General features: G+C 63.6%; 4 protein-coding genes. All 4 read left to right on the forward strand.

The window, feature by feature from the left end:
- A partial coding sequence (gene bioF / locus HMPREF1022_RS06250; protein ID WP_009302376.1) for an 8-amino-7-oxononanoate synthase occupies window positions 1–1,735 on the forward strand: 1,735 nt, incomplete at its 5' end.
- Between the two features lie 135 nt (window positions 1,736–1,870).
- Window positions 1,871–5,113 carry a carbamoyl-phosphate synthase large subunit gene (gene carB / locus HMPREF1022_RS06255; protein ID WP_008684869.1) on the forward strand — a complete coding sequence of 1,081 codons (3,243 nt, stop codon included), beginning with the start codon at window positions 1,871–1,873 and terminating at the stop codon, window positions 5,111–5,113.
- Window positions 5,114–5,116: 3 nt separating this feature from the next.
- On the forward strand, window positions 5,117–6,247 hold the full coding sequence (gene carA, locus HMPREF1022_RS06260; RefSeq protein WP_009302377.1) for a glutamine-hydrolyzing carbamoyl-phosphate synthase small subunit: 1,131 nt from the start codon (window positions 5,117–5,119) through the stop codon (window positions 6,245–6,247).
- 157 nt (window positions 6,248–6,404) lie between these two features.
- A complete protein-coding gene (locus HMPREF1022_RS06265) occupies window positions 6,405–6,839 on the forward strand; it encodes a hypothetical protein (protein WP_008684865.1) in 435 nt (144 codons plus the stop codon).
- Window positions 6,840–6,982 lie beyond the last annotated feature (143 nt).

A 6,982-nucleotide genomic window follows, 5' to 3' on the forward strand; every position in this document is an offset into this window, starting at 1 on the left:
GGCCGGACTGCTGCGGCAGGCGGGCGTGCCCGCGCCGGAAGCCGTGCTGGCCCTGATGCGCGCGGCGGGCGGCCTGCGCGGGGCCATGCTGCTGGATGCCGACAGCCTGGAGCGGCTGGAGCCGGACAGGGCGCGCGGCGTCCGCGCCACCTATATGGACAGGGCCGACGCGGCATCTTTTTCCGCGCCTTCCGGCACGTCGGGAAAAAATCACTATCAGGAAGCCCTGGTGCTGGCCACCAAGGTGGCGCATGCGCCCCATATTCTTGCCGAGATCTGCATTTCGGACGATCCGGATTATGTGACCGGCTATGTGGCCTCGCGCGAGCTGGGCTATGTGCGCATCGCCAGGATGAAGGAACCCGGCTCGCCGGAGGGCGGACGCATTTTCCTGTACCGGGGTCCCAGGGAGCGGCTCGCCGCCACGCTGGACTTCATCGAGCGGCGGCCGGTGCTGGTGGAAAGCCTTCCGGACGCGCCCGTTTTTCGCGCGGGCGATTCCGCGGTTGCGGCTGTTTCCGGTCCGCCGGATGATGCGGAGAACATGACGGATAAGGCGGGCAGGGCGGACAAGTGGGCTTTTCTGGACGAACGCCTGGAGCGCCTGCGCGCAAACGGCCTGCGCCGTCATATCCGGGATATGGCTTCGGCCCCCGGTCCGCGCGTGCGCTGTGAAGGCCGGGAGCTGCTTCTGCTGGCCTCCAACGACTATCTGGGCCTGGCCGATGACGCGCGGGTCAAAGCCGGGGCCGCCGAAGCGCTCGTGGCCTGGGGCGCGGGCACGGGCGGCTCCCGCCTGACCACGGGCGGCCTGGAACTGCACAGCGAGCTGGAGCGACGTCTGGCGGCGTTCAAGCATGCGGAGGCCGCGCTGCTGTTCAATACCGGCTACATGGCCAATGTGGGCGTGATCACGGCCCTCTGCGGCCGGGGCGACGTGATTTTCAGCGACGAGCTGAACCATGCCAGCATTATTGACGGCTGCCGCCAGAGCCGGGCGGAGATCGTGGTCTACCGCCACAATGACATGGCGGATCTGGAGGCCAAGGCCCGCCGTTATGCGGACCGCCGGGGCCTGATCGTCAGCGACGCGGTGTTCAGCATGGACGGGGATGTGGTTCCCTTGCCGGAACTGTTGCGCATCGCGGACCGCTACGGCTTCCTTTCCATGCTCGACGAGGCGCACGCCACCGGCGTTCTTGGGGCCACGGGGCGCGGCACGGCGGAACATTTCGGCCTTGCCGCCGCGCCGGACGTGACCATCGGGACCTTGAGCAAGGCCCTGGGCAGCGAGGGCGGTTTTGTCTGCGGCCAGGCGCGGCTCATCGAATATCTGAAAAACAGCGCGCGCAGTTTCATTTTTTCCACCGCGCTGTCGGCCGCGCCCGTGGCCGCCGCCCTCGCGGCCCTGGATGTCCTCTGCCGGGAGCCTGAGCGCGTGCGGCGTCTGCGGGACAATACGGCCTTTTTCTGCGCCAGCCTGAAGGAGCGGGGCATGGACGCGCATTCCTCAAGCGCCATCGTGCCCCTGCTCGTGGGCGACGAGGGCGTGGCCCTGAACGCGGCGGAGCGGCTCTTTGAGGCCGGATATTTTCTTTCGGCCATCCGCTATCCTTCGGTGGCCAGGGGGCGCGCCCGGCTGCGGGTCACGCTGCGCAGCGATCATACGCCGGAAGATCTGGCGGAAGCCGCCCGTCAGACGGCGCTGGCCCTGGGATCGGCGCGTCGAGGCTGACCCGGTCCTGGCGTCCGGAGGAAAATTCTTGACTGACAGGCCAGGCGTAACGTAGAAATAATCGTTTTGAGCCACAACGGTACGGCTGCACTTTGTCATTATTTCTGACTCTCCTAAAATCCGCAGGAATACCCCATGCCCAAGCGTACGGATTTACACAAAATTCTGGTTATCGGCGCGGGTCCCATCATCATCGGCCAGGGCTGCGAGTTCGATTACTCCGGTTCCCAGGCCGTCAAGGCCCTCAAGGAAGAAGGCTATGAGGTGGTGCTGGTCAACTCCAATCCGGCAACCATCATGACCGATCCGCAGATGGCCGACGCCACCTACGTGGAGCCCATTGAACAGGACACTCTGGCGGCCATCATCCGCAAGGAACGGCCGGACGCCCTTCTGCCCACCCTGGGCGGCCAGACGGCATTGAACGCCGCTCTTGGACTTGCCAAGAGCGGCGTTTTGTCGGAATGCGGGGTGGAGCTCATCGGCGCGCGCGCCGAGGTCATTGAAAAGGCCGAAAGCCGCGAACTCTTCCGCGAGGCCATGGAAAACATCGGCCTGAAAATGCCCGCCAGCGGCATTGCCCGCAATCTGGACGACGTGCGCCGTCTGGGCAATGTGCTGCCCTTCCCGCTCATTGTACGCCCGGCTTTTACCCTGGGCGGCACGGGCGGCGGCGTGGCCTACAATCTGGAGGATCTGGAGGAGGTGGCCGCGCGCGGCCTTTCCGCCAGCCCCACCTCGGAGGTCATGATCGAGCAGAGCGTGCTGGGCTGGAAGGAAATCGAGATGGAGGTCATGCGCGACCAGAAGGACAACTGCGTGATCATCTGCTCCATCGAGAACTTCGACCCCATGGGCGTGCACACCGGCGACTCCATCACCGTGGCCCCGGTCCAGACCTTGTCCGACATGGAATACCAGAAGATCCGCGACGCTTCCATCGCCATCATGCGTGAGATCGGCGTCGAAACCGGCGGCAGCAACGTGCAGTTCGGCGTCGATCCGGCAAACGGCGACATTGTGGTCATTGAAATGAACCCGCGCGTGTCGCGTTCCTCGGCCCTGGCCTCCAAGGCCACGGGCTTCCCCATCGCCAAGATCGCGGCCAAACTGGCCGTGGGCTATACCCTTGACGAGCTGCGCAACGACATCACCCGCGAGACCGTGGCCAGCTTCGAACCGGCCATCGACTACTGCGTGGTCAAGATCCCGCGCTTCACCTTTGAGAAATTCCCCGGCGCCAAGGATGAGCTGACCACCTCCATGAAGAGCGTGGGCGAGGCCATGAGCATCGGCCGCACGTTCAAGGAAGCTCTGCAAAAAGGTCTGCGCTCCATGGAAATCGGCGCGCCGGGCCTGGGCTACAACTTCCGCGCCGAGCTGCCTTCGCGCGAAGCCATTCTGGAGGCCCTGCACCGGCCCAATTCGCGCCGCGCCTTCACCCTGCGCCAGGCCCTGGTGGCCGGGATCAGCGAGGAGGAGATCTTCGCGGCTTCGGCCATTGATCCCTGGTTTATCCGTCAGGTCAAGGACATCGTGGACATGGAGGCCCATATCCGCGATTTCGGCCTGGCCAACGACATGACCCCGGCCAATGCCGATCTGGCCGTGGTGCTGCGCGAAGCCAAGGAATACGGCTTCTCCGACCGGCAGCTTTCCGAAATGTGGAAGCGGCCCGAAGGCGATATCCGCCGTCTGCGCAAGGAAATGGGCATCGTGCCCACCTATTATCTGGTGGACACCTGCGCCGCGGAATTCGAGGCCTACACCCCCTATTTTTACTCCACCTACGAAACCGGCGACGAGCTGGCGGTCAAGGATTGCCGCAAGGTGCTCATTCTGGGCGGCGGGCCCAACCGCATCGGCCAGGGCATCGAGTTCGACTACTGCTGCTGCCATGCCTCCTTCGCCCTGCGCGATGCCGGGATCATGGCCATCATGGCCAACTCCAACCCGGAAACCGTGTCCACGGACTATGACACTTCGGACCGGCTCTACTTCGAGCCCCTGACCTTCGAGGATGTCATGAACATCGTGGAAAAGGAAAAGCCCGAAGGCGTCATTGTCCAGTTCGGCGGCCAGACCCCGCTGAACCTGGCCGTGCCCCTGATGCGCGCGGGCGTGCCCATTCTGGGCACCTCGCCCGACGCCATTGACCGCGCCGAGGACCGCGAGCGCTTCCAGGCCCTGATTCAGAAACTGGGGCTTTTGCAGCCGCCCAACGGCACGGCCATGGACCTGGAGGAAGCCCTGGAAGTGGCCGAGCGCATCACCTATCCCGTGGTGGTGCGGCCCAGCTACGTGCTGGGCGGCCGGGCCATGGCCGTGGTCTACGATGCCGCCGAACTGGCCGATTACTTCCGCGAACAGGTGCCGGAAAAGCCGGAACATCCCATCCTCATCGACAAATTCCTGGAACACGCCGTGGAAGTGGACGTGGACGCCCTTTCCGACGGCCGGGAAGTTTATGTGGCCGGGATCATGGAACATATCGAGGAAGCGGGCATCCATTCCGGCGACTCGGCCTGCGTGCTGCCTTCCTTCTCGCTCTCCTACGACCATGTGGCGCTCATCGCGGCCCAGGCCGAAGCCCTGGCCCGCGAACTCAGGGTCGTGGGTCTGATGAACATTCAATTCGCCATCAAGGGCGACGACATCTATATTCTGGAAGTCAATCCGCGCGCCTCGCGCACCGCGCCTTTTGTCTCCAAGGCCACGGGCGTGCCCCTGCCGTATCTGGCAACCCAGGTCATGCTGGGCAAGAGCCTGGACGAACTGGACCCCTGGAGCATGCGCAAGGGCGGTTTCACCTGCGTGAAAGAGGCGGTCATGCCCTTCCAGCGCTTCCCCGGCGTGGACATTATCCTGGGACCGGAAATGCACTCCACCGGCGAAGTCATGGGCATGGGTTCCAACTTCGGCGATGCTTTTCTCAAAAGCCAGCTGGGCGCGGGCCAGGTGTTGCCGCAGGGCGGCAAGATCTTCCTCTCGGTCAACGACCGCGACAAACCCTTCCTGCCCGAAGTGGCGGCCATGTTCGCCAAGCTGGGCTTCCGGCTGCTGGCCACGCAGGGCACGGCAAATGTGCTGCGCGAGCATGGCCTTGAGGTGGAGGAAGTGCGCAAGGTCTATGAAGGGCGGCCCAATATCGTGGACCTGCTCATCAACCATGAGGTGGACCTGGTCATCAACACGGCCTCGGGCAAGCACACGGCCAGGGATTCCAAGGCCATCCGGCGCGCGGCCCTGACCTACAAGGTGCCGTACTGCACCACCATCGCGGCGGCCCGGGCCACGGCCACGGCCATCGGCTCGCGGCGGGACGAAACCCATGTGGAAAGCCTGCAGGAATACTACGCGCGGGAAGCGCGGGGGTAAGTTATGAAAGCATTGCTGGTGCTGGAAGACGGGTTCACGCTGGAAGGCAAATCCTTTACCGGCGATTTTGAAACCGGCGGGGAAGTTATTTTTACCACGGGCATGACCGGCTATCAGGAAGTGCTCACCGACCCTTCCTATTACGGGCAGATGGTCTGCATGACCTATCCGCTCATCGGCAACTACGGCATCACCCGCGAGGATATGGAGTCCGCCGCAGTGCACGCCGGGGCCTTGCTGGTCAAGGAGTGCTGCAAAAAGCCCTCCAACTGGCGGGCCACCATGTCTCTGCCCGCTTTTCTGAAGCGCTATGAGAAGCCGGGCATGGAGGGGCTGGACACCCGCGCCCTGACCCGCCATCTGCGCATCAACGGGGCCATGCGCGGGGTTATCTCCACCCGCGAGTTCGATCCGCGGGCCCTGCGGGAAAAGGCCCTGGCCCTGCCCGCCATGAAAGGCCGCAACCTGGTGCCCTTTGTGGCGGCCCAAAAGCCCTACGCCTGGTACGACAACGCGCCCCGGGAGGCTGTGTTCGGCCCTGACGGCGCGTATGCCTGGCGAGGCACGGGCCTGCCCCTGCTGGTCTATGATTTCGGCATCAAGTGGAACATCCTGCGGCATCTGTGCGAGGCGGGCTTCGAACCCCTGGCCGTGCCGCCCACCTTCAGCGCGCAGGCGGCCAAGGCCAGCGGCGCGCGGGCGGTCTTTCTCTCCAACGGCCCCGGTGACCCGGCCTCGCTGACCGACGAAATCGCCGTGGTGCGGGATCTGATCAAGATCTTTCCGGTCACGGGCATCTGCCTGGGCCATCAGCTCATCGGCCATGCCCTGGGCGGCACCACGGACAAACTCAAGTTCGGGCACCACGGCTGCAACCATCCTGTCAAGGATCTGACCACCGGCCGCATTGAAATCTCCTCCCAGAACCACGGTTTCCATGTGGTGCTGGACGGCGTGCCCGATGTGGAAGCCACCCACGTCAATCTCAATGACCACACCCTGGAAGGCCTGCGCCACAAGACGCTGCCGGTCATGAGCCTGCAGTACCATCCCGAGGCGGCGGCGGGCCCGCGCGACGGCAATTATCTTTTCAGCCGTTTCCGGGAAATGATCGGCAATGCCGTGGGGGCCTGAGCCTCCGGCACTGGAAATCTCTTGATATGGCCTGGCCGTTGAGGCTATACTAAAATCTACAATGGGATAGCAGGATGCTCCCCCAGCGGCTGCAGGCAGCCGGAGAGCAGGGGCGGCCCCAAGGCCGCCGACGATCGCAACATAAAAGGAGCTTCGCGTGAAAAAATCAATTCTGAGCCTTGGGCTGGCTCTGGTTCTTGCCTTGGCCTGCGTCAACGTGCAGGCGGCCGAAAATAATGCTGCCGCGGGCATGACCGGCAATCCGGTGGACCAGTTCACCGGCGCTGTCTGGGAAAAAACCACCGAGTCCAACAAGGCCGCTTTTCTGTTTGGCGTGGAGTCGGCCATTACCGTGGAATATTTCGTCAACGCCAAGATGACGGAAAAGTCCGCCAAGGCAGGCAAACGTCCCGTGTATACGCTGTCGCCCTTTGAAAAGGGCTGGATGAAGGCCTTCAGGGACGTCAACCGCACTGAGATCATCAAGATGGTGGACGCATGGTACGCGGCCAATCCCAAGAGCCTTGACCGGCCTGTGTTGAGCGTTATCTGGAATGAACTTATCGCGCCGCGCGTTGCCGCCGCGAAGTAGCCGCCTGTAACTGACGTTCGCGTCAGCCTTTTTCAGGAGAAAAGTTATGAAAAAAGTTTTGATTGTGGGTCTGATGGCCATGATGTTCGCCACCGGCATCGGCTGCACAAATATGAGCCGCACCCAGCAGGGCGTCGCCAGCG

This window comes from Desulfovibrio sp. 6_1_46AFAA, assembly GCF_000224635.1.
Classification (GTDB): Bacteria; Desulfobacterota; Desulfovibrionia; order Desulfovibrionales; family Desulfovibrionaceae; genus Desulfovibrio; species Desulfovibrio fairfieldensis.